At 70.1% G+C, this 20,870-nt stretch carries 18 protein-coding genes; 14 read left to right on the top strand and 4 right to left on the bottom strand.

Annotation, left to right across the window (positions count from 1 at the left end; translation table 11 throughout):
- The first annotated feature begins 1 nt into the window (after position 1).
- The 9 genes from CLV40_RS16950 (at position 2) to CLV40_RS16910 (ending at position 9,749) form a co-directional block, all read left to right on the top strand.
- The gene (locus CLV40_RS16950; protein WP_104479890.1) at positions 2-2,077 is read left to right on the top strand and encodes an ATP-binding protein; all 2,076 of its coding nucleotides are present in this window, start codon (positions 2-4) and stop codon (positions 2,075-2,077) included.
- On the top strand, positions 2,077-2,373 hold the full coding sequence (locus CLV40_RS16945) for a hypothetical protein (protein ID WP_104479889.1): 297 nt from the start codon (positions 2,077-2,079) through the stop codon (positions 2,371-2,373). Before CLV40_RS16950 ends, CLV40_RS16945 begins: the two co-directional genes overlap by 1 nt.
- 214 nt (positions 2,374-2,587) lie before the next feature.
- Positions 2,588-3,514, top strand: coding sequence for a hypothetical protein (locus CLV40_RS16940; protein ID WP_104479888.1), 927 nt, complete (start codon positions 2,588-2,590; stop codon positions 3,512-3,514).
- Positions 3,514-4,659: a hypothetical protein gene (locus CLV40_RS16935; RefSeq protein WP_104479887.1), complete on the top strand. Its 1,146-nt coding sequence runs from the start codon at positions 3,514-3,516 to the stop codon at positions 4,657-4,659. The genes CLV40_RS16940 and CLV40_RS16935 overlap by 1 nt, the downstream gene beginning before the upstream one ends.
- Before the next feature lie 689 nt (positions 4,660-5,348).
- Positions 5,349-6,182 (top strand): LamG domain-containing protein, encoded by an 834-nt coding sequence (locus CLV40_RS16930; RefSeq protein WP_146108074.1) that lies wholly within the window; start codon positions 5,349-5,351, stop codon positions 6,180-6,182.
- A gap of 312 nt (positions 6,183-6,494) precedes the next feature.
- Complete coding sequence (locus tag CLV40_RS16925; RefSeq protein WP_146108073.1) at positions 6,495-7,427, top strand: XRE family transcriptional regulator; 933 nt, start codon at positions 6,495-6,497, stop codon at positions 7,425-7,427.
- A gap of 279 nt (positions 7,428-7,706) precedes the next feature.
- Positions 7,707-8,069, top strand: a complete 363-nt coding sequence (locus CLV40_RS16920; protein WP_146108072.1) for a hypothetical protein — start codon at positions 7,707-7,709, stop codon at positions 8,067-8,069.
- Between the two features lie 158 nt (positions 8,070-8,227).
- On the top strand, positions 8,228-9,226 hold the full coding sequence (locus tag CLV40_RS16915) for an AraC-like ligand-binding domain-containing protein (RefSeq protein ID WP_104479883.1): 999 nt from the start codon (positions 8,228-8,230) through the stop codon (positions 9,224-9,226).
- A gap of 67 nt (positions 9,227-9,293) precedes the next feature.
- Positions 9,294-9,749 carry a hypothetical protein gene (locus CLV40_RS16910; RefSeq protein WP_104479882.1) on the top strand — a complete coding sequence of 152 codons (456 nt, stop codon included), beginning with the start codon at positions 9,294-9,296 and terminating at the stop codon, positions 9,747-9,749.
- Between the two features lie 181 nt (positions 9,750-9,930).
- On the opposite strand, the gene CLV40_RS16905 is transcribed toward CLV40_RS16910, so the two are convergent.
- Positions 9,931-10,683 (bottom strand): GNAT family N-acetyltransferase, encoded by a 753-nt coding sequence (locus CLV40_RS16905; protein WP_245931339.1) that lies wholly within the window; start codon positions 10,681-10,683, stop codon positions 9,931-9,933.
- Positions 10,684-11,082: 399 nt separating this feature from the next.
- Between CLV40_RS16905 and CLV40_RS16900 the strand changes: the two genes are divergently transcribed.
- Positions 11,083-12,231 carry a hypothetical protein gene (locus tag CLV40_RS16900; RefSeq protein WP_146108071.1) on the top strand — a complete coding sequence of 383 codons (1,149 nt, stop codon included), beginning with the start codon at positions 11,083-11,085 and terminating at the stop codon, positions 12,229-12,231.
- Positions 12,232-12,349: 118 nt separating this feature from the next.
- On the opposite strand, the gene CLV40_RS16895 is transcribed toward CLV40_RS16900, so the two are convergent.
- Together CLV40_RS16895 and CLV40_RS38060 are read right to left on the bottom strand one after the other, a co-directional pair.
- Positions 12,350-13,276 (bottom strand): alpha/beta fold hydrolase, encoded by a 927-nt coding sequence (locus CLV40_RS16895; protein WP_245931338.1) that lies wholly within the window; start codon positions 13,274-13,276, stop codon positions 12,350-12,352.
- 116 nt (positions 13,277-13,392) lie between these two features.
- Positions 13,393-13,560, bottom strand: a complete 168-nt coding sequence (locus CLV40_RS38060; protein ID WP_181043554.1) for a hypothetical protein — start codon at positions 13,558-13,560, stop codon at positions 13,393-13,395.
- Positions 13,561-13,757: 197 nt separating this feature from the next.
- Between CLV40_RS38060 and CLV40_RS16885 the strand changes: the two genes are divergently transcribed.
- Positions 13,758-14,258 (top strand): PIN domain-containing protein, encoded by a 501-nt coding sequence (locus CLV40_RS16885; RefSeq protein WP_146108070.1) that lies wholly within the window; start codon positions 13,758-13,760, stop codon positions 14,256-14,258.
- A gap of 309 nt (positions 14,259-14,567) precedes the next feature.
- Here the strand turns inward: CLV40_RS16885 and CLV40_RS16880 are convergent, their stop codons facing one another.
- Positions 14,568-15,863, bottom strand: a complete 1,296-nt coding sequence (locus tag CLV40_RS16880; RefSeq protein ID WP_146108069.1) for a helix-turn-helix transcriptional regulator — start codon at positions 15,861-15,863, stop codon at positions 14,568-14,570.
- Between the two features lie 112 nt (positions 15,864-15,975).
- Here CLV40_RS16880 and CLV40_RS38940 point away from each other — a divergent pair, with 112 nt between their 5' ends.
- From CLV40_RS38940 to CLV40_RS16870, 3 genes are all read left to right on the top strand, one after another.
- On the top strand, positions 15,976-16,539 hold the full coding sequence (locus CLV40_RS38940) for a PAS domain-containing protein (RefSeq protein ID WP_219824008.1): 564 nt from the start codon (positions 15,976-15,978) through the stop codon (positions 16,537-16,539).
- Positions 16,445-17,803 carry a SpoIIE family protein phosphatase gene (locus CLV40_RS16875; protein WP_342752272.1) on the top strand — a complete coding sequence of 453 codons (1,359 nt, stop codon included), beginning with the start codon at positions 16,445-16,447 and terminating at the stop codon, positions 17,801-17,803. Before CLV40_RS38940 ends, CLV40_RS16875 begins: the two co-directional genes overlap by 95 nt.
- Before the next feature lie 2,128 nt (positions 17,804-19,931).
- Positions 19,932-20,801 (top strand): aspartyl/asparaginyl beta-hydroxylase domain-containing protein, encoded by an 870-nt coding sequence (locus CLV40_RS16870; RefSeq protein WP_104479876.1) that lies wholly within the window; start codon positions 19,932-19,934, stop codon positions 20,799-20,801.
- The last annotated feature ends 69 nt before the right edge of the window (positions 20,802-20,870 follow it).

Raw genomic sequence — 20,870 nt, 5'->3', positions numbered from 1 at the left:
CATGGGCGACTTGGCCGCGGAGCACCTGCGCGTCCGACTGGCGGAGCTGCACCTGGCGCTGCGGGTGGCCGTCGACCGGCAGGCGAGGGCGGCAGCGGCGCTCACCCGCCCCGACCTGACGCCGTTCTGCGTCACGGACGAACAGGTGGCGGTCCTGCTGTCCCACGTGGACGCCACGGCCGAGGCCATGACCGAGCCGCCGACGCCACCCCCCGACGAACCCGAGTCCGAACGGCACCTGCGGCGCCTGGCCACGACGCGGGGCACCACCCTGCCCCTGGACTCCCTGGCGGACCGCTTCGGCCTGACCAGGTCCGAGCAGGACGCCCTGCTGCTCTGCGCGGCCCCCGAACTGGACCCGGGCTACGAGCGGATCTTCGCCTACGTGGTGGACAACCTGAACCGCCACGCGCCGTCCGTGGAGCTGCTGGTCGCGGTGCTCGCGGACACCCCCGCGACCCGCCTGGCCGTCCGCCGCGCGTTGGGTCCGACCGGTCGGCTCCGCCGCTACGGCCTCCTGCGCCCGCACGGCGAGTCGCCGGTGGAGCAGGCCCAGGAGCTGTTCCTCGGTGCCGGGGTCTTCGAGTTCCTGCTCGGCTGGGGCGGTGACGTGGGGTTGCTCGGCCACGACCCGGGCGAGGTCACCCCACCGGCCGGACGGATTCCCACGCCGCACCTCGACTCGACCCGGCTGACCGCGCTCGGCCAGGCCCTGGCCCGCGGCGACCTCGACGTCGTCGGCCTGTGGGGTTGTCCCGCCGACGGCCAGCTCGACGCGGCCCTGGCGCTGGCCCACGCGGCGGGGCGGCCGTTGCGGCGGCGGACCGGCGACCCGGCGGCCGACCTCCGCACGGCCGCCGCCCTCGACGCGATCCTCTGGCTCGACACCGACGACCCACCGGAGTTCACCGGGGCGTACCTCCACTCGCGGGTCCCGCTGTGCCTCACCGGCCTGGTCCCGTGGCGACCGCCCGCACTGCTGGCCGACCGCGCGTACGCCGAACTCACCCTCCCCGCCCCGACGTTCGAGCAGCGCCAGACCATGTGGACCGCCACCTTCCCGCTGCTGGCCGGGGAAGTCCTCGACGACCTCGCCGCCAGGTACCGCATGACCGCCGGTGACCTGCGCGCGGTCGCGGCCGTGGCGGCGGCCGACGCCCGGCTCTCGGGGGACGAGCACCCCGCCGCCGAGCACGTCGAACCCGCCATCGCCACGGTGACGCGGGGCCGCACCAGCGGCGCCGTCCAGTCGATCACCCCGCGGCGGACCGTCGAGGACCTCGTGCTCCCCGCCGCCCAGCTGCACCAGGTCGAGGAGATCGTCTCGGCGTGCCGCGCGTGGCCGCGGGTGGCCGAGTCGTGGGGTTTCGCGCACCGGTCGCCATCGTGTGGGGTGAAGGCGCTGTTCACCGGCGAACCCGGAACCGGCAAGACGATGACCGCGGAAGTGGTCTCCGGCATGCTGGGCCTGGAGTTGCTGAAGGTCGACCTCGCGCAGGTGGTCTCCAAGTGGGTCGGCGAAACGGAGAAGAACATCGAGGCCGTCTTCCGGCAGGCCGAGGACACCCGCGCCGTCCTGCTGTTCGACGAGGCCGACGCCCTGTTCGGCAAGCGCGGCGAGGTCAAGCACGGCACCGACCGCTACGCCAACCTCGAGGTCGGCTACCTCCTGCAGCGCCTGGAGGCCAGCGACGGCCTGGTCGTGCTGACCAGCAACCTCAAGGAGAACATCGACCCGGCCTTCACCCGCCGGTTCCACTTCGTCGTGCACTTCCCCCGCCCGGGCACCGACGAGCGCCACCGCCTCTGGCGGCAGGCGTTCCCGCCCGCCGCCCCCCTGGCCGCCGACGTGGACCTCGACGCCCTCCGCCGCCTCGACATGACCGGCGCGGGCATCGCCGCCGCGGCCCGCTCGGCCGCCCTCGCCGCCGCCGACCACGGCTCCCCCACCATCACCATGCGCCACCTGGTCCGCGGCGTGTCCCGGCAGTTCCAGCGGGAGGCCCGCCTGTTCCGCCCCAGCGAACTTGGCCCCTACGCCGGACTGCTGACCGACAACGGGACAAGGGGGTCCTGATGCACGACTTCCCGCCGCCGCAGCACCGCCCGGCCGTACCGGTGACGGCACAGGAACTCCGCACGGCCGCCGCGTCCGACCACGGCAAGCGACCACTGGTCCTGGTCCCCGCCGTCATCGGCAACGCCCAAGCCGCCCACACCGCCATGAACGGCCACAACAAAACCACGCCGTCCCCCACCGCGTCGGCCGTCGCCGCCGCCCAGGACCGCGTCGGCAACGCCGCCATCGCGGGCGCCATGATGCGCACGGTTCCCGTGGCCGTCCCGAGTTCGGAGAGCCACCCGGGCCACTAGGCGCGTCCCTTTCGGTCGCGGCGGGATCGGGTGGTGGTCCGGGTGCCGCACCACATCGCGCAATCGGCTCGGCCGGAACGCTTTCCCGAATCGCCTGCCATGAAATCACCGGAATGGACAATTCGTGGACGCCGGTTAACGAGCGCGGGCGCGGTGGCGATCTGCGATATGTCGACCACCGGCCGACTCGCCATCCACTCCTCGAAGGAGTCCCATGTCGAATCCGGCGTACCTGCCCCACTGGCAGGGCGGAGACCCGGACGCCGTCTACCAGAACAAGATCCTCCGACACGGTCAGGTCGAGACCTATTTCGACGAGACCGTGCTCGGCCGGAGTCTGTTCCGGCTGTTCATCAAGTCGTTCCTGATCATGATCCTGCCCACGGCCATCCTGACGAGCATCGACAGCACCGTCGGCTACAGCCTCATGGTGCCGTTGTGGTTCGCGGCTTTCCTGCTCAGCAGGGTCGCCGAACCGCTCGGTGAATGGCACGTGGTGCTCGCCGACCGCGGCGCCGCGGCGGACGCGGTGTACCGCATGATGAACGGCAAGATCGCCGAGCGGAAACTGCCGATCCAGTCGGTGGAGACCACGCGCAACCGCACCGGCTTCGGCTCGGTCGCCAACCGCCTCGTCCTCATCGACGGCTCCTACCGGGCCTACGTGACGGTGTTCGCCTACGGCACGAGCCTGTACCTCGGCTGGGTCATGTACCGCCACCGCCGCGGCGTGAACCTCGTCGTCCGCTTCTGGCTCGACCTCGTCGCCCGGATGACGGGCAGGCTCTCCGACATCGGCCAGATGCTGCGCACCCAGCGCCCGAGAGCGATGCGCGAGGTGATCCACGCGCTGTGCCGCGAGGGCATGTACGTGGCCATCGAGCGGGTCGAGGTGCCGGAGAACTACGGCTTCCCGAACGGCCTCCCGCCGATCGAGGACCTCCCCGGCGAGACGCCGACGGGCGCCGGTTGGGCGTCGCACGTGCCCCAGCAGACGGGGAGCCACCAGATGCCCGTCCACTCGGCACCGCCCGTTCCCGCGCCGCCGCCCGCTCCGCGGCCGCAGCAGTCCGGCCAGCACCGGGCACCGGGCGACCCGGGCGGACCCGGCGACCAGACCATGCCGACCCGGGGACAGTAGTGGAACACCCACCAGCGGTCGCGTGGACCGCGGACGGCGGCGCGGTGGCGGGATTGCGCGTCACCCGCGCCGCCGCGGCGGCGCAACACCCCGCCGCCCCGCCCACCTCTCCCGGCGAGACCGTCAACCAGTTCACGGGTTCCGCGGGCCAGCTCATGCAGGCCGGTTCGGTCGGCACGGTGGTGTTCAACAGCACGCCGGAACCGGCGGAACACCTCGCCGCCCCTTCCTGGGTGCGCTACCTGTGGGAGGTGGGCGCCCCACACGCCGCCCGCTTCGAGCTCCGACACCTGACCCACCCGCAGTCCAACCACATCAGCACCTACCTGCTCACCCGAGCGTCCACAGCAGACACCGCGGCAGCACTGACCGCAACACTGCGCCAAGCCCTCCCGGCACCCCTGCTCGGCCACCCCGTCGACAACGACGACGAACTACGCTGGACCCTCAGCCCGTTCCACCCCAACACCGCCGATGTCGTCGAAATCGGCAAAACCATCACCGCCTCCCGCACCACCCGCGGCGATTCCCCCAACCCGTGGCTGGCAGCCGTCACCCCGTGGCGCGCGGCCCCCGCCGAGACCTGGACCCGACTGTGGTCCACTTTGGCCTCGAGCCCGACCCCGATCCTGCTCTCCGTCGGCCTCCTCCCCTTCCGCGTGGGCGAGGGACTCCGCGCGAACCTCGCCGCCCGCGCCATCGAACTCGACTACCTGGCGCGCACCGGCCCGTCCCCCACCGGCGGCGTCTTCGGCAAACCCCGCCCACCGGACCAGTTCGCCGTGGCCGCCACCGAAGTCCTCACCGACGCGGTGCACCGCTACACCGACCGCGTCTTCCAAACCCGGGTCACCCTCGCGGGCGCGACCCCGCTCCCCGCCTGGCTCACCCACCAAGCCGCCGAAGCGGTGTCCCCCGGCGCCAACACCCCCGGCCTCCACTCCCGACCGGCGACCGTGGTCCACCCCTCCCCCACCGACCGCCCCACCGCCTGGCACAACGCGACAACCCTCGACTTCCGCCAACTCACCCCCACCGAAACCCTTCCCCCGGAAGCCATCGGCCCCGTAGAACGCCGCCTACTGGCGATCACGGACCTGGACGAAGCCGCCGCCGCCCTCCGCGCCCCTCGCGACCTCGGCTGACCACGCGTGGGGCCGCCAGGTTCTGGTTGGTGCCGTCGTCGAAGTACACGGTCGGCACCGTGCCCGCGGTCTGGCAGTTCTGGAAGGAACCCATGCTGTTCCACGGAATGAAGCAGTACCCGCAACTCCACATACCGGTGTAGTCCTCGTACTGGTACGCGCAGAACCACTCGTAGTTGGCCGACCGACCGGCACACTGCGGAATCAACGCCGGGTGAGTTGCGCGTCATTGCCAACCGAGAGCTGGCGATTCGCCCTACCGTCCGACCAAGTGAAGGCGACGCGCGTCTACTGCTTCCGCACCGACGAAGGGGCATTCGGCTACTTCGTGCCGCTGCGGTCAAGGCGGAAGGACCAGCGGAGATCAACTCCATCGACCTGCGCTGGGTGTTGTGGCACACCTCGACCGGGTGAGGTCAACCACCCACACGTAGCAACATCCACCGAGTCGCCATATCGCCACCACTGCTGGCCGGAGAGGAGTTCGGGCACCTGTCTGGCGCGTCCGGCAACCAGCAGTCCGGCAATTCGATCATTGACCGCGCTCCCGGCCATCATCGTCGACTTGGCCATTCCCGGGACTGCCGAAGTTCGTCGAGTGGGCGCCGCCGCAGTCTCGTTCGGGTGAACGGTGCGGGCAATAGTGCGCCCGACGGTTTCCCCGGCGACGGGCAAGGATACTCGACCGCGTGACCAAACGGAGGTTGATGGCGCTGTTCGGGGTGCTCGCCCTGGTCGCCTACCTCGGCACGACGACCACGATCAGCGCCTTCATCGCCCGCGTCAACAACACCAACGACACGATCACCTCCGCCGGGCCGACGTGCCATTCGGTACCGCTGGCCGACGGCGCCACCCGGCTCTACCCGCTGAACGAGTCGACGGGCGTGGTCGCCAACGACGAGAGCGCCAACCACGCGAACGGCACGTACCAGGGCGGCAGGCAGTCGCAGAACCAGACCGAGTACCCGTGCGTGCGGGAGCCCGACTGGTACGCGAACCTGGACCAGACGCACTGGGTGTCGACGCCGGGCACCTACAGCATCGCCCCGGGCAGCAGCACCAGCCAGGAGGCCTGGTTCAACACCTACAACAACCAGGGCGTCATCTGCGGTTTCGGCAGCACGCAAACCGGCCAGTCGCCGGCCAAGACGAACCTCCTCGCCCTCAACAACACCGGTGACCTCCTGTTCCTGGTCCAGGGCACGTCCACGACCTACGAACTGGTGAGCCCATTCGCCTACAGCGACGGCGGCTGGCACAACGTCATCGCGGTGCACGACGCGTCCTACGGCATCAAGGTCTACCTCGACGGGGCGCTGCTGATGCAGCAAGCGGGCGCCCACCCCGCCGCCATGACCGCCTACTTCCGCATCGGCTACGAGAACACCAACGGCTTCACCAACGGCTACGGCACGAACCAGACGCTGGCCCACTGGTGGGGCAGCATGGCGTTCGTGTCGTTCTACCCGTTCGCGCTATCGGCCGCGCAGGCCGCACGGCACTACCAGGTGGGCCCGTAGCCGGGCCGACCAGGTCGAGGGTGCCTGCGAGGTCGGCGACCGGGTCGCCAGACCTGACCCACCGCTACCCCGTGAGCCTGTTCCTGGCGGGTCTCGGCCGAGAGCCAGTTCGGCGCACCCGCCGAGCCCGCGAGCAACGTGGTGATCGCTTCGGACAACCCCCCACTCCGCGACCGCATCCAAGCCGGGATCCCCTGGGAAAGCCACCGCATCCGCCCAGCGCGATGTTCGAGGTCGACGCGATCGGCACACCGTAGGGCGTACCGGGTCATTGGTAGCCTGTGGCCCATGGGGCTCGGCAGGGGATCCGAGGTGGAATCGGCACGCTCGCCCGTGGAGTTCGTCCGCGCGATGGAGCAGCTGAAGGTCCGGTCGGGGTTGACCTACCGGCAGCTGGCCGACAACGCGGCGGAGCAGGGCTTGCCGCTGCCGCGCAGCACGATCGCCGACGCGCTGCGGCGGCAGTCGTTGCCGAGGATGGAGGTCGTGGCCGCCTTCGTGCGGGCCTGCGGCGGTGGCGAGGCGGAGATCGAGACCTGGCTGGCGACCTGGGCACGGATCGCGCGCGGCGGGACCGCGGAACCGGCCGAACCCGCTGACGACGTGGCCGATGACGCACCCGCCGACACGGAGCCACCCAGGGCGCGCCGGAACTGGTCGACGGTGGGCGCCGCGGCGGCGACCATCGTGGCGATCCTGGTCTTCGTGGTGCACCTGCTGGACACGTCCCCGTCGCGATCGGCCGACGAACCCATCCGACCCTTGTCCGGGGGACCCGCGGTGGCGCCGGTGACAGGGTGGGTACGGATCCACCCGGCTCAGGCGGACACCCTCTGCGTCGGCGAGGGGCACGACCGCACGGGCCGCTACCCGAGCGAGATAGCCGCGCTGCGTCCGTGCGCTGACGCGGAACCGCCGCGCACGCTGCTCCAACGCGCCCACGACGACCTCTACCGCGTCATGTGGGACCACCCGGTGCACGGACAGGGCTGCCTCACCGTGATCACCGGCGGCGTGGCGGCCAACCTCATCGAACCCCAGGACGGCTGCAAGGGCGAGAACTCCGCACAGCTGTTCCGGTTGGAACTCGCCGACTCGGGCATCCCCGACACCTATCGTTTGCGGCCCGCTGAGACCCGATTGTGCCTCGGCGTGCGCTACGACACCATCGCCCCGGATACGGAAATCGCCCAAGAAACCTGCACCGGTGGCGCGGACCAGAGTTTTCACATCGAACGCCGGTAGGTCGCGTTCGGGCCGAGGGGCGGCCCGTCGGGCCGCGCATTCGGGGGACGGACAGGGCTGTCCGAGCAACCGGACAAGTCCCGCCGACCAGGCCGGACGTGGCACCGCTGTCCGGGACAGCCCGGATCACTGGCCGCACGACCAACGCTTCGCCAGGCTGGAACCGACGGGTCCGGCGACGCCCCGACCCGTCGCCCGACAGCGGCTCGGAAATGACATCCGAGTTCCGCGCGACGAGCAATCCTGTTCCGCTCCAGTGTGATCACGGAGGAATTCCCGATGTTCAGAAAGACTACGGTCGTCGCGACCATGGTGGTGACGATCGGGATGGCGGTTGCCACCTCGGCGGAGGCAACCACCTCGAGCGGGGACACCAGCCAAGCGGCCTGCGGTGTCTCCGCACCGGACAAGGACAACAAGCCCAACCACACCGCGCTCCGGACGAGGCACTCGCTGTTCACGGGTCCGTCGGAGACGTGCGCACACCCCAACTGGGCCGAACCAACCGACAACCTCGACTACTACTGCTGGGCCAGTGGTGACGGCGGCACCTGGACCTACCTCAGGAACGCGCGCACCAACCAGGTCGGCTGGATCCTCGACGAGTACCTCACCGACTGGGGCAGCGTCGTCGCCTGCTGATCTCGTGTGACCTGCGCCGGCGGCCCGATCACCTGTCGGGCCGCCGGACTGACCGGTCGGCCGGGACGTGCGCTCCGCCGCCGGTGGCAGTTGCCTGGGTGCTCGTCGTCAGCGGACGAGCGCGCTGGTCCGCGAGGGACACCTGACTTGGGGGAGTCGTGTTCAGTGAGTTCAGCACCGAGGAGTTCGCGCCGGAGGACCGGTTCGACAGCTGGGTCGAGCTGGGTGCGCGCTCGTTGACCCCGACGTTCGTGCGGAGCCCCGAGGAGGCCGACTTCCGCGCCACGATGCGCACACTCGTGCTCGACGAGTTGGTGGTGTCGGCGTTGACGTTCCCCTCCGTCCAGGTGAGCAGACCCGCGAAGTTGATCCGCCGATCAGACCCCGAGGCATACCAGGTCAACCTGGTGCTCGACGGCACCGCTCGCATCGGGCAGGCAGACCGGGAAGCGGTGTTGGGCGGCAGCGAGTTCACGCTCTACGACACCTCGCGGCCGCTGTCCGCCAGGCGGTCCTGCCCGCCGGGCGGTTCGGTGCTCTTGGTCCAGGTGCCGAGGACGCGGTTGCCCGTACCCGCGAACCTGGTCAGCGATCTCACCGCGGTGCCGTTCAGCGGTCGGGGCGGGATCGGCGCCGCCTTCGCGCGGTGGCTGGTGGACCTCACCGGCCGCGCCGACGAGTTCACGGCCGACGACGTGCCCGCGCTGGCCTCGGTCACCGTCGACCTGCTGGCCGCGACGCTCGCGATCCCGGTGCGCGCCGAGCGGGCGCTGACGCCGGAGAGCAGGCGAAGGGCGTTGCGGATGACGATCGACGAGTACGTCGAGCGACACCTCGCGGAGCGGGCGTTGACGCCCGCGGCGGTCGCGGCGGCGCACCACATCTCCCTGCGGGGACTGCAACAGCTGTTCGCCGCCGACGGCACGAGTCCGGCCGACTGGATCCGCCGCCGACGGCTCGAACGCTGCCGTCGAGACCTCGGGGACCCCCTCCTGGCCGGAATCCCCGTCCACCGGGTGGCCGCCCGGTGGGGACTGGTCGATCCCGCGCACTTCAGCCGGAACTTCCGCCGGGCCTACGGGGTGACGCCTGCCGAGTACCGCGCGGAGGCCGCTTCGCGCGTTTCGCCAAGGGCGTTGCGCGAACCGACAAGGTGAACCACCCACCGGGCGGGCAGAGTCAGTGGTGAGGCGGGGATCCGCCGCGAACAGGGGGATGATTCCGATGGGTGTTGTGGTAAACCGACTGATCACCGCGGGCGCCGCGGCCGTCGCGCTGACCGCCGGGTCGACGCTCGCGTCGCCCGCCGCGCAAGCCGCGACGGGCTGGAACCTGGCGTCGGGCTGGAACGCCACCGGCACGCAGGCCGACGTGGTCGGGGTGTGGGAGCGCGGCACGGCGACGTTCGTCAACGGCAACCTGGAGGTCACGGTCACCGTCACCGACACGAAGACCGACAGCCACGGCGCCCGCGGCTACTTCCGCTGGCGCTACATCACCGGTGGCTTCTCGGCACCGCTCAGCGTGAGTTCCTCGGGGAAGGACGACACGAACTCCAGGACGTTCAGCTACAACCGCAACAACGTGGACCAGTGGGACCCGTTCGAGGTCAAGGAGTGCCTGACCGAGCAGGGCGGCGACTACAGCTGCGGTGACTGGGACGTGCCCGCCTACTCGTAGCGCGATTCCGGGGACGAGCGCCCAGCCCGGCCGTACCACGCTCCTGTCGCCGTGGACTCGGTCCGGGCCGGGCGTCTCCGCCGTGCCACTCAAGTCTGGAGTGGACAGTCCGCAACCCGTTTCCGTGCGCTGGGACATTCGCCTCACCGCAACGGATGACCCGAGGCCGCGACTGCCTCGCTCACAGCAGGTCGAATGGGCTGGCATAGGAGAAGCAGCCGGTCACACCGTCGTACTGGGTGAGGGGCCGGACCTGGAAGTAGTCACCCCACGATGGGTCCGGCGCGACTATCTCCATCGACCGGGAGGGGACGAAGCCGAATCGGTGGTAGAAGCCAGGGTCGCCCACCAGCCCGACCAGAGGCTCGCCGAGCGCGTCGGCGGCACCCAGAACGGCGTGCATCAGGGCAGTCCCGACACCGGCTCGCTGCCGGTGTGGGAGAACGCTCAACGGCCCGAGACCAAGAGCGGGCCGCGCATCCACATGGGCACGTGTAGCGACGACGTGGCCGACCACGACGTCGTCCTCGACCGCGACCAACGACAGCCGCGCAACCCAACCGGCATCCTCGCGCAACCGCGAGACCAGGGTCGCTTCGCCCGGATCCCCACCCGGCTCCACCGGCGGTGCGCTATGCGCGACGCCACGGAACGCGGCGGCCGTGACCGCGCGGATCACCTCAACATCATCGGGAAGCTCACGTCGAATCATCACCGGGCAACCATCGGACTCTTCGCCGATCCTCGTCAAGGCCATTTGGCGGCCGGCGGTGGAGTCCATCAGGTGGCCAGCTTCCGCAACCCGGCTGACCATCGATCCCGCGTGCTCGTGCCAGCCGTTGATGTCGCACGAGGCCGGCTCGACGACCACCAGGAACGCGGGCTCCGGCCGCCACACGGGATCGGGGTGGGAGATGTGGACAAACCCGTCCACCAGGCTCCCAACGTCACTCGATCGTCGCCAGAACGGGTCAAGGCTGGGCCGTCATGGCGAGTTGGGGCGCAACGTCCGCCACTCACCGGACGGCATGGGAAGAGAAGAGGGTGGCGAGGTGCCGGTGCGGTTCACCGCGTTGTCGGCTCGGGCGATCGTGCTGGCCGAGCTCCGCTGCTGCCGCCTAGGCCACCGCCTGATGACAAATGACTCTCACGGCGCGGAAAAAGCCAGCAACCCGAGGCAACCTGCCTTGCACCCAAACGTCTCCTCTGAGGAGGCGTGCGGTGAAATGCGCGACTGCCGCATTCCCCGAATGGGCGCTGTTTCCTCTCCTGGGCGCGCGCCACACTGTAGTCGGAGGGAACTACAGGGGAGGCATGAATGCCAAGAAAATCTTTGACAGCAGGCGTAATCGGAACGCTGACGGCAACGCTGCTCGTCGCCGTCGCGCAGCCGAGCGCCGCGGGGACGAGCGCGCCGGTCGAGCTGGCTCGGGGCGGAGCGAACGAGAGCGTCTCGTTCGACGTGAACTCGTCGGATGTCTCGGTGGGCGCGGTGGAGTCGAACGGGTGGCAGGCCCCGGCGCGGTGGGACCGTCGCGGCAGGCTCACGGTGCTGCCCTCGCTCGAGGGCTTCCCGGGTGCGCAGGCGACCGCCATCAACGACGCGGGGCTGACCGTAGGCTACGCGTACGGGCCGGACTACGCCGTTCGCCCGCTCACCTGGGACCGCGACGGCAATCGCACCGAACTCACCGTCCCCGGTTACGCGAACGCGGAGGCCGAGGCCGTCAACGAGCGCGGTGTCGTCATGGGGGAGGTTTTCACCTCCGGTAGGCGATTCCGCTCGGTCCGCTGGGACAACGGCCGAGCCGCCCTGCTGCCCCCGTTGCCCGGCCACACCAACACCAGCGGGGTGTCACTGCTCGACGACGGCACCATCATCGGTTCCTCCTCCACCGACTCCCCCGGCGAGACCACGGTGGTTCCCGTCCGCTGGAACCGATCCGGCGCGGCGACCCCGCTGCCCGTGCCCGACGGCGCCACCCGGGTGACCGTCTACAGCGCATCCGCGACCGCCGCGTTCGGTTATGTGTTCAACCCCAACGCGGATGGCTACTTCGTCCGCTGGGACCTGGCCCACGGCAACGCCCTCACCCGCCTCGCCCCGCTGGAAGAGGGCGCCCTGCTCGTTCCCCAGGCCGTCAACGACCGCGGCGTCATCGCGGGCTACTCCTACAAGGACGGTGTCCCGACCGCCGTCACCTGGGACCGTGTCGGAGTCCCGACCCGGCTGCCCGCCCTCCCCGGGGCGAGCACCGCGGCCGACATCAACGACTCCGGCGAATCGGTGGGCAGCGCCAACGGCCACAGCGTGGCGGTCTGGAGCGCTCGGGGCAAGATCACCCCGCTCGAACCCGTTCCCGGTGCCGGGAGCACCTACCCCCGCGAGATCAACGAACGCGGCTCGGTCCTCGGCTTCGCCATGGTCCAGAACGGCAGCGGCTACGCCAACCGCGCGTTCCTCTGGCCCGCGCACCGCTGAACCCGGCCACCCGGCGGCACACGTGCCGCCGGGTGGTCCAGGTGAGGTGCTTGAGCAGACGGTGCGGTTCGCGGCCGCGCGGGTGCGGCATAGGCCGTTCACCCCGTGGTCCGGGTGGTCAGTGCCGGTTGGTCCGGAAGAAGTTCAGCAGCACGGGGTTGACCACGTCCGACCGTTCCCAGTGGACGTTGTGCCCGCACTCGTTGGCCACCACGGTGCTCACCCTGCGGAAGTGCCCGGCCAGCAGACGCTGCACCGGCGGTGCGGTGTGCGGGTCGGCGTCCCCCCACAGCAGCAGGGTGGGCACGGTGAGCCGTGCGATCACGGCCCAGTCCAGCGAGGTCGCCCTGGGCTGGATGATCCCGTCGGGCCCGGCCCGGTGGTGGATGTCCAGCCACCTGGCCACACCGTCCGGGTCGGTCGCGCGGTAGGACGGGCCCAACTCCCGGAAGTGGATGGGCAGCGCGTCGACCTCGGGCGACCGCAACCGCCCCACCATGTCCTGGTAATCCTGCTCCTGGACCTGGAGCACGCACGCGCCGATCACCAGGCTGCGCACCCGGTCCGGGTGGTTGAGCGCGTAGTCCATCGCGTACCAGCCGCCACCGGCGACGCCGACGACGTGAAACCTCCCGACGCCCAGGAAGTCCACGAGGTCGTGCAGGTCCTCGATGCCGGTCCTCGGGTCGTTCGGGTCCTGCACCGGCGAGTTGGCGTACCCCCGACGCGAGTAGCCGATGACCCGGTACCCCGCCCGGGCGAGGTACGACTGCTGGTACGGCCAGCTCTCGCCACTGCCGCTCAGAGCGTGCAGCAGAACCACCGGCTCACCGTGCCCGCCGGTGTCCCAGTACCACAGCCGCGCCCCGGGCACCTGGAACAAGCCCTGGGTAGCCGGAACCTGCTCAGGCACCGGGATCGGGCGCACCGGGCTGCCGGGGCCCGGGACCGGAACGCCCGGTGGGTGCGCGTCGGCGGTCCCGCCGACCAGGACCGTGCCGCCCAGGGCGAGCCCGGTTCCCTGCAACAGGGTCCGGCGGGACATCGGAAGCGAAGGGTTCGGATCGGCCTCGGCGTTGCCCATGTGACCTCATCTCGGGTGACCGGTCCCCGCCGACGTGCCGGACGTGCCGAGGCGCCGAACCACCGGCGCATCGGTGGTCACGTGCCGAGCCGGACGGGTGCGGCGACCCGGTCGAGCACGCCGTTGTAGGCGCGCGGCGTATTCGGATTCGTCTTCACCCTCAGCGAGTCGAGGAAGGAGTCGACCGACGTGCGCACGGTCTTCCCGCCGCTGGCCCCTGTCCGCCGGGTCTGCGGCTCCGTCACCGTCGCGACCATGAACCGGCCTCCCCGACCTACCGGGTAACGCGCGTGAGTGGCGCGGCGACCGCCGGTCGGGCCGCCACCCCGCTGCTGTGGATCAAGCTACCGGACAATGATCGTTTATCACGCGCCTCGCGTCCAGTAGGGCCATCCGTCCGTATTCACGATCGGCGTAGAGGCTTTGCGATCGTCGGAAATCTGTGCGCAGAGCGTCAGACATGGTGAGACCAGACATTCTCGGCGATCTGCGCGACGTCGTGATCCCGATGCCCGACTCCACCGGCCGCCCGGTCGCCGCCACCCGCACCGGCTGCAAGACCAACACCGGCCCGCACGCGGTCATCGCCGCGTTCAGCCAACCCGGCGGCGGGTTCGACGTCGCCCGCACCACCCTGTGCGACGGCTGCTATGGCCACTCCTTGCGCGATGTCAGTGCGGGCACGCGCACCGGGGCAGCAGCCATGAAGGCACACGATCGGATCACCGAGACGAAAATACGGCTTCTGGGTGACCGGGTGTCGTGCCGCACCGCGTGGCGGATCGCCCGCAGGCACGGCAGGGACACGCTCAGGGACGCCGGGTACATCGCGGTCGCCACACTCCAGGCAGATGCTTTGATCACCGTGGACGCACGCCTCGCAGCCTTGGCTCGAGACACCGGGACGGTCGCCGACATCGGTGACCTGGTTGCTCCTGGATAGTGGTCGCCCGCGGGCTATACCGGGCTGAACCGCTCCACAGCATTCTCTCCCGGGTGTTGCCGGCAGACCGCGAAAGCGCTGCACGCGCCAGAGGTGAAATGGTTTCCTCCACAGGAGGCCGAGCCCGGCCGCGGTCTCCCGCCCCATGTCATCCGCGGTGGCAGGGCCCTTCGAATGTCGCAAGTAGACGTTAAGGGCGCTCGACAGGCGCGGATCCCAGCCTGCGGGCGGCAATTCCGGTGCCCTGGCCGTGCTCAGGTCGTCGCTCGCCATGACGACTGGAAGGTGGCAAAGCGAGGCCGGGCGGGGTCAGTTGTTCCGCAGCGTGTGCGAGGGGAGTTCGTCGAAGACTTCTCGGTAGTAGGCGGCGAACGCGCCCGGTCTGCTGAATCCCCAGCGCGCGGCGATGCCCGTGACGGTTTCCTGGCCCGGGACCGCGGCGCGCAGCTCGGCGCGCACGTGGTCGAGTCGGACGCGGCGCAGGTACGCCATCGGGGTGGTGTCGAGGTGGCGGCGGAAGGCCAGCTGCACGGCGCGGACGGTGACCCAGGCAGAGCAGGCGATGTCGGCGACGCTGATGTCCTGGTCGGCGTGGGCCTCGATGTACGCGATCGCGGTGCGCAGCGTCCGGGGGGTGGCGTCGTGGCGGTCCTCGATCGTGGGGTCGGTGCGCGCGGTGTTGGCGAACGTGGCCAGCGCGGCGGCCGCCAGCAGCCGCGCCGCGTTGCCCACGACCAGGGGGTGCGCCAGCACCTCGGGGTTGGCGAGCAGGTCGTCGCGCAGGTGGCGGCAGGTCGACCGCCAGTACGCCGCGGCCGCGGCGGAGACGGCTTCGTGGCCGGTGACCCGGATCGGTCCCGACCGGTCGGACTCGGTGCGCGCGACGTGTTCGAGCGTCGCGGGTTCGATCACGGCCACCCGGAACACCCCGTCGTCGACCGCCGCGCGGTACGGCAGGTCGGGCTGCGCGGGCAGGAACACGTCCCCGGCCCCGTACCGCCGCCACGCGCCCCCGGCGCCGCACGCGACCCGGCCGGATTCCAGCTCGCTGAACACGTACTTGCCCAGCGGGGCGACCTCGGCGTCGAACCCCATCCGGAACCCCACGCCGTCGAGCCGGACCCCGCCGACGGGCACCGACGTCATCCACATCCCGCACCGCGCACCGCGAGCCCTGATCCGCACGGTCGCATAGCTGTCGCTGAGCACCTGCTCGGCGACCTCCGGGTCCACGATGTCGGCCGACGGCGCCTCGGCGGGGGCCTCGGACCCGCCGATCGCCTCCTCGACCCGGCCGTACACGGCCACCAGGGTCTTCGGGTCGGCCAGGTCCAGGGCCACCCGCGCCGCGGCACCGGGCTGGAGCACGACCGCGCAGCGGATCCCCCGGGCGACGCCCACCTCGGCGAACGCCACCACGGTTCGCGCCATCCGCGCGGACACCACCCCGACGGCCCGGGCGTCGAGCACCACCGACGTTCGCGCGGTCAGGAGGCCGCGGGCATCGGCCAACATCCGGTGCAGCCCGGCCTGGTCCGAGTCGCCCACGTCCGGCGGCAGGGTCAACACCAGCGACCGCCCGGTCCGCGAGGGGAGATGCGCCACAAGGCCACTCTCACACACCCGGTACCGCACCGCCGAAGTGTGTCGTTTTGCCGATGTGTTGGGAGGGTAACGATTCACCGACGGCGACGCCAAGCGGAAGGGTCCGGGTCAGGTGTCGGACCACGGCGACGGTGACGAGGCCCTCGACCGGCTGGTGGGCAAGCCGGTCGAGGTGCGAGACGTGTTCGACCAGATGCCGCTGTTGGTGCTGGCGTTGGGCGGCCCGGAGCTGCGGCTGGTCGCCACCACGGCGGCGTACCGGGAGCACTCGGGACGGCAGAACGTGATCGGGCTCCCGATCCTGGAGGTGTTCGGCGGGATCGTCGAGCAGCAGATCTTCCAGATCTTCGAGCGCACCTACCGGACCGGCGAACCCGCGTCGGTGCGCGAGCTGCGAGCGCACTACGACCACGACGAGCTGGGCCGGGTCGAGACCTTCATCGACTTCACCGTCTTCCCGCGCCACGACGCCGAAGGCACCGTCGTCGGGGTCACGATCAACGCGGTCGACGCCACTGAGCGAGCCCGCGGGCGGCGACTGGTTCGACGCCATCCCCCTGGACGACGGCCGGATCGCCTTGGTGGTGGGCGACGTCGTCGGCCACGGCGTCGCCGCATCAGCCACCATGGGCCAGTTGCGCGTGCTGCTGGCCGACCGCCTGGCCGCCACCGGTGACGTCCTCGCCGCGCTTCAGGCCGTCGACGCGGCCACCGACCGCATCCGCGGCTCCCACGCCGCGACCGTCTGCGTGGTGATCCTCAACCCCCGCACCGGCGAACTCCACTACAGCACCGCCGGGCATCCGCCGCCGCTGGTCGTGCCCGCCGACGGCGAGGCACGGTTCCTCGCACCGACCGGGACCGGCCCCCTGGGTGTCGGCGCACACCGCGGGCCCAACGCGGTCGGCGACGAGCGCCTCAAGCCGGGTGACCTGGTGCTGCTCTACAGCGACGGCATCCTGGAGCGCCCCGGGCGGGAAGTCGCGGAGAGCACGGTCGAGCTGGCACGGGTCGCCGCGGACGCCACCGCCGACCGCGTCATGCGGGGCGACGTCGCGCTCGCCGTCGAACGGGCCTGCACGCAGACGGTCGAGCTGCTGACCAGGGTCACCGGCCACACCGACGACATCACCCTGCTGGCCGCCCAGCTCACAAAGCCACCGAAACCCTTCGGCCGCACCGTGCTCGCGACCCACGACTCCCTCCCCGCGCTGCGCCGCGCCGTCGACGAGTGGCTGGCCGAAGCGGACGTGGACCAACCCGACAGCGACGCGGTGCGGCACGCGGTGATCGAACTGGCCGCGAACGCCACCGAACACGCCCACATCGACTCACCCGACCCGCACAGCTTCACCGTCACCGGAGAACTCTCCGACACCGGCGTGCTCTCGATGCGCGTCACCGACCAGGGCCGCTGGCGCGAACCACGCCCCTCCGCGGACCGCGGCATCGGCCTGCACATGACCAGGAAACTGGTAGCCACCCTGCGCGTCGAGCACGACGAACACGGCACCACCGCCACCATCGGCCTGCGGCTGACCAGACCGGCAAAACTGATCACCGCCGACGACACCACATTTCGCGCACCGACCCACGCACCGCAGTCCGCTCCACTTCTGGTACTGGAACAACCAACCACCACACCAAGAATCCGCGTCGACGGCCCTATCGACGCCACCACCGCGTCCACAGTGGAACACCAAATCCTCACCGGATCCACCGGCGCGCGGTCGCTGACCATCGACCTGACCGGCGTGACCCACCTCGCCAGCGCGGGAGTCGCCGCGCTGCACCGGCTCACCGCGCTGCACCGGGACAACAACACCGAACTACGCCTCTACGCCCGATCCGGCACCAACGCCGACACCATCCTGACCCTGGTCGCCCTCCCCCACGCGACCCAAGACCCCGACACCCAGCCGGCAGACAACGACATCTAACTCGCCCCGACCACGGCTCGGAGTCGCCCTACACGATGTCCGGAGTCCGACTCGATGGGACTCGAGACTTTCGAGCACAAACACCAGATATGCCAACCGAAACACCACACCCACGATCGCGCCCAAGCACCGACAGCGGGCGGTCACCGCGGCTCGGCCAACCGCTCGACCAAGCGGACGTCGTCGAACCGGGCCACCACCCGCTCGGCGTTGCGGAGGAACCACGCTGACACCGGGTCCGGTACGCCTGGACCCAGTCGAATAGCTCTTCGACCACGCCCCGCAGGTCACTCCCGGCGGCCCGGTGGTGCAAGTGGACCGACACAGCGTGGTCGAACCCGCGTGCGACCGCCACCACCGGCAGCCGAGTGGACCGAGCCAGGTGGTCGCCTCGACCACCGGATCCCGTTTCCCTTGCGGCAGTTCGTCCCCCACCGGACCTGGCCGCGCGGCCGGGCCACGGTCAGCGGCTCCGACTCGCGGGCAAGGAAATCGCCGAACGCAGCCGCCGGCCGCCGGGGTACACGGGCGTCAGCGGCACGTCCTCCGCCACGAGCCACCCGATCAGCCAGTCGAACGCCAACTCCCGCTCGCCCCGCGCCGCAGCACCAGGGTGGCCCTGGCCAGCGAATCGGGCAGGTCGGACCGTGCTCGACCAACCACCGTGAGTCACCCGTGACGGTGCGCCCATCACAACCCGCTCGGATTCGACCATCGCCATTTCACCAGCATTTCGACGGACGCCAAAGCGAGGCGAAAGGCTTGGGTACAAAGCGGTTTCTCCCAATCGCGCCGTGGCGGTGACGCCTGTGCGGGTGCCGATAACCAACTCGATGGCCCTGACCTGCGAGCCGGTAAAAGTGCTTCCCCGGCAGGGGCGTGCTTTTCGAATCGTGCGGGTGGAGGTGCTCGCGGTTGCTCCGCCCCGGCCGCTCCAGCACGTGCATTCCCCACCAAACGCACCGGGTCCGTCCCGTTCGGAGCCGAGTCCGTCGGCCGCCCTGGAGTACTGCTCGGCCGCACGACGCCCCTCGGCGTCGAGCCAGGCGGCTCAGGCCACATCCGCCGCGTCCTCTTCGGACCAGCCGCCCAGTGCCAGGGACCGACCGCGCACCTGGTCACAATGAGCCGCCTGATCGCAGCCGGGGTTCCCTCCGCGCCCATCGACGTCATGGAAACAACGACTCCCCGACCGCCCGATCCGCCGCGGGCCTCCCCATCACCGCCATCCGCCTCCTGTCGACGGTGTACCTGGCCACAGCGCTGGTCACCCGAAGCCTCGGCACCGGAGACGTCAACTCGCCGGGCCACCAGCCGCCGCGTGGAACAACCGGACCTCCTCATGCCCACCACCGCGCCAGCGTGGCACTCGCCCCGGTTCCCTTCGCGCACCCAACCCGCCACCGCACGCCACGGCTCCGGCTCGGCGATGTCGGCGGACGCCGCTCCGGCGACCGCCGCCGAGTCGATCATCGCCCCGACCTCGGCGCGGGTCGCCGCGCGCCATCGGCGCCGCGTCCCGCTCCTCCCGGTCGGACGGCCGCGGGTCAGCCCAGTGGAGCTCCGACGGGGCCGGGCAGTCCCCCGACTCGGCCCGCCTTCGCACGAAACCCGACATTCCGCTTATCTCGGCAAACTCACCATGCGGAAGGAATTTCCCCACCACATACACGGAGTGCGAATAAAGACCCGCACAATCCGTAACCGTACCCGCGCTGTGCGTGACCGGTCCGCCCTTTCAAGAGTTCGCACACAGGTCAACCCTTATTGGCGTAAAATCTCCGCCGTGTGGCATGTATCACACCGTCGCGATCTTTAGTCCATAACCGCTTACACGCTGGTAGTTTTTGATCACGACACCGAATAGCATTCGCCGCTATCTCCACAGTCAAGACGTGGGGACAGCGGTCAGCGCATGTTCCGTCGAGGGGGGAACGCGTTAGATTCTCGCATGGCGGAGCTGGGGCCGCCTTCAGCGGACACGGCGGACAACGCGCGGCGGCGTCGTCGCGGATCCGACCGGCGTGACCCGGTCTTGTGGTGTATAGCGCCCTGAATGGGTGTTCCCGCTTCTTTCGGCCACCCTCGGCCACGTCTGAGGACTTCCATCGATTTGGAGACTGTGCTAATGCGCTCCCACATCCTGGGAAAGATCGAACTCGATCAGCAGAGACTCAAACTCGACCTCGACTACCTGGAGACCGTGCCCGTCGTGCAGGAGGAGTACGACGAGTTCAGCAACGGGTACTGGAAGAACATCCCGCTGTGGAACGCCTCCGGCCAGGCCGACGACCGGCTCTACCGCGACATCGAGGGGGGTGCGGTGGCCACCGAGCACACCGCGCGGACCCCTTACCTCAGCGAGATCGTCACCTCCGTGTTCAACACCGCGCACCTGCAGATGGCCCGCACGCGCAACCTGAAGAACGCGGTCGTGATCCCGCACCGCGACTTCGTCGAACTCGACCGGAATGCGGACTTGTATTTCCGCACGTTCATGGTATTGGAGGAGAGCCCGCGCGCCTATCACTCGAACGAGGACACCGTGGTGCGGTTCCGCCCCGGCGAGATCTGGTTCCTGGACGCGGCATCCGAGCATTCAGCGGTAAACCTATCTGAATTGTCGAGGCAGTCACTCTGTGTCGATTTCGCATTCGACGGCCCATTCGACGAGAAGGAGATCTTCGCCGACCCGACGGTCTACAGCCCAGGTGGCGAGCCTGAGTTCGTGCCACGCAAGCCGTTCACCTCGGAGACCCGCGATCGCATTCTTTCGCTGGCCAACGTGCTGGAGCGCGACAACTTCCGCGACGTCCTGTTCATGCTCTCCAAGGTGCACTTCCTCTACGAAGTACACCCGGCGCAGACCTACACCTGGCTGGTAGACATCGCCAAGGCGACCGGTGACGAGAAGATGGTCACCAAGGCCGAGCAGATCAGGGCGTTCGCGATCGACGCGCGCGCCTTGACCGATCGCTTCTCGCTCACCTCCTGGTGATCCGGGTGCGCCCGCTCCCCCGGGCGTCCCACCCCAGCCAGTCCTCCCCATTCCGCGCGGACCGGGCGC

Origin of the sequence: Actinokineospora auranticolor, assembly GCF_002934265.1 — a bacterium.
In the GTDB taxonomy this organism is placed as follows: domain Bacteria; phylum Actinomycetota; class Actinomycetes; order Mycobacteriales; family Pseudonocardiaceae; genus Actinokineospora; species Actinokineospora auranticolor.
This window is presented reverse-complemented; position numbering and strand designations above follow the sequence as displayed.

Bases quoted from the DNA above. Each gene is read 5' to 3' on its own strand.
- CLV40_RS16945 (WP_104479889.1), top strand. From the start codon at position 2,077: ATGCACGACTTCCCGCCGCCGCAGCACCGCCCGGCCGTACCGGTGACG.
- CLV40_RS16940 (WP_104479888.1), top strand. From the start codon at position 2,588: ATGTCGAATCCGGCGTACCTGCCCCACTGGCAGGGCGGAGACCCGGAC.
- CLV40_RS16920 (WP_146108072.1), top strand. From the start codon at position 7,707: ATGTTCAGAAAGACTACGGTCGTCGCGACCATGGTGGTGACGATCGGG.
- CLV40_RS16870 (WP_104479876.1), top strand. From the start codon at position 19,932: ATGCGCTCCCACATCCTGGGAAAGATCGAACTCGATCAGCAGAGACTC.
- CLV40_RS16895 (WP_245931338.1), bottom strand. From the start codon at position 13,276: ATGTCCCGCCGGACCCTGTTGCAGGGAACCGGGCTCGCCCTGGGCGGC.
- CLV40_RS16950 (WP_104479890.1), top strand. From the start codon at position 2: ATGGGCGACTTGGCCGCGGAGCACCTGCGCGTCCGACTGGCGGAGCTG.
- CLV40_RS16910 (WP_104479882.1), top strand. From the start codon at position 9,294: ATGGGTGTTGTGGTAAACCGACTGATCACCGCGGGCGCCGCGGCCGTC.